The organism is Aliikangiella maris (assembly GCF_040719265.1).
Lineage (GTDB): Bacteria > Pseudomonadota > Gammaproteobacteria > Enterobacterales > Kangiellaceae > Aliikangiella > Aliikangiella maris.
In genome coordinates this window covers 2501-4738 of the sequence record NZ_JBFDAH010000060.1, presented here as the reverse complement: position 1 = coordinate 4738, position 2238 = coordinate 2501, and the positions used below count along the sequence as shown (strand labels likewise).

Annotated in this window: 2 rRNA genes (1 of these 2 running past the window's edge); both read right to left on the bottom strand. The window is 50.4% G+C overall.

Annotation, left to right across the window (positions count from 1 at the left end):
• Positions 1-131: 131 nt before the first annotated feature.
• Positions 132-247: ribosomal RNA gene (rrf, locus tag ABVT42_RS21615) — 5S ribosomal RNA — on the bottom strand.
• Positions 248-363: 116 nt separating this feature from the next.
• Positions 364-2238: ribosomal RNA gene (locus ABVT42_RS21610) — 23S ribosomal RNA — on the bottom strand; it runs 1017 nt beyond the window's last position.

The window sequence follows — 2238 nt, the reverse complement described above, 5'->3', positions numbered from 1 at the left end:
TTGGGTGCTCAATAACAACCAGTAAGTTCAGACAGGATACTTGACGATTTAACAGCCTAACGCCATCTCACCAAAGCACTTTTTTATTGATATAAAAAAACCCGTCCATTGGACGGGTTCTCTAATTAAATGCCTGGCGTTGACCTACTTTCACATGGGGAAACCCCACACTATCATCGGCGCTGAACGTTTTCACTTCTGAGTTCGAGATGGATTCAGGTGGTTCCCGTTCGCTAATGTCACCAGGCAAAATCGGTTGATTTCACACTAGTCATTCTTCAATCAAGATATAACGATTACAAGCTAAGTCTTTACCAATCTAAAGACCAACTCTTCACCTTCAGCAAACTGCTTGGGTGTTATATGGTCAAGCCTCTCGGATCATTAGTACAGGTTAGCTCAATACCTCACGGCACTTACACACCCTGCCTATCAACGTCGTAGTCTTCAACGTTCCTTATGAGAGCTTAAAGCTCTAGGGAAATCTTATCTTGGAGGGGGCTTCCCGCTTAGATGCTTTCAGCGGTTATCCTGTCCGAACATAGCTACCGGGCAATGCAATTGGCATCACAACCCGAACACCAGAGGTTCGTCCACTTCGGTCCTCTCGTACTAGAAGCAGCTCTCCTCAAATTTCCAACGCCCACGGCAGATAGGGACCGAACTGTCTCACGACGTTCTAAACCCAGCTCGCGTACCACTTTAAATGGCGAACAGCCATACCCTTGGGACCGGCTACAGCCCCAGGATGTGATGAGCCGACATCGAGGTGCCAAACACCGCCGTCGATATGAACTCTTGGGCGGTATCAGCCTGTTATCCCCGGAGTACCTTTTATCCGTTGAGCGATGGCCCTTCCATACAGAACCACCGGATCACTATGACCTGCTTTCGCACCTGCTCGACGTGTCTGTCTCGCAGTCAAGCACCCTTATACCATTGCACTAAACTCCCGATTTCCGACCGGGATTAGGGTACCTTCGTGCTCCTCCGTTACTCTTTGGGAGGAGACCGCCCCAGTCAAACTACCCACCACACACTGTCCTCGTCCCGGATAACGGGACTGAGTTAGAACTCAAAACATACCAGGCTGGTATTTCAAGGTTGGCTCCACCAAGACTGGCGTCTCAGCTTCAAAGCCTCCCAGCTATCCTACACAAGCAGGTTCTAAGTCCAGTGTGAAGCTATAGTAAAGGTTCACGGGGTCTTTCCGTCTAGCCGCGGGTAAACGGCATCTTCACCGCTATTTCAATTTCACTGAGTCTCGGGTGGAGACAGTGTGGCCATCATTACGCCATTCGTGCAGGTCGGAACTTACCCGACAAGGAATTTCGCTACCTTAGGACCGTTATAGTTACGGCCGCCGTTTACCGGGGCTTCGATCAAGAGCTTCTCCGAAGATAACCCCATCAATTAACCTTCCGGCACCGGGCAGGCGTCACACCCTATACGTCCACTTTCGTGTTTGCAGAGTGCTATGTTTTTAATAAACAGTTGCAGCCACCTGGTTTCTTAGGCCGCCATCAGCTTACGTCGTAAAGACTTCACCAACAGCGGCGTACCTTCTCCCGAAGTTACGGTACCATTTTGCCTAGTTCCTTCACCCGAGTTCTCTCAAGCGCCTTGGTATTCTCTACCTACCCACCTGTGTCGGTTTAGGGTACGGTCTCACATTACCTGAAGCTTAGAAGTTTTTCCTGGAAGCCGGGCATCAACTACTTCCGAACCGTAGTTCGTCGTCATCAGCTCTCAGCCTTAAGGACCCGGATTTGCCTAAGTCCTCAGCCTACAACCTTAAACATGGACAACCATCGCCATGCTAGTTTAGCCTTCTCCGTCACTCCATCGCAGTAATGTCAGGTACAGGAATATTAACCTGTTTCCCATCGACTACGCATTTCTGCCTCGCCTTAGGGGCCGACTCACCCTGCTCTGATTAGCATCGAACAGGAAACCTTGGGTTTCCGGCGGGGACGTTTTTCACGCCCCTTGTCGTTACTCATGTCAGCATTCGCACTTCTGATACCTCCAGCAAACCTCCCGGTTCACCTTCAACGGCTTACAGAACGCTCCTCTACCATGCGTGTAAACACGCATCCGCAGCTTCGGTGTATGGTTTTAGCCCCGGTACATCTTCCGCGCAGGCCGACTCGACTAGTGAGCTATTACGCTTTCTTTAAAGGGTGGCTGCTTCTAAGCCAACCTCCTAGCTGTCTATGCCTTCCCACATCGTTTCCC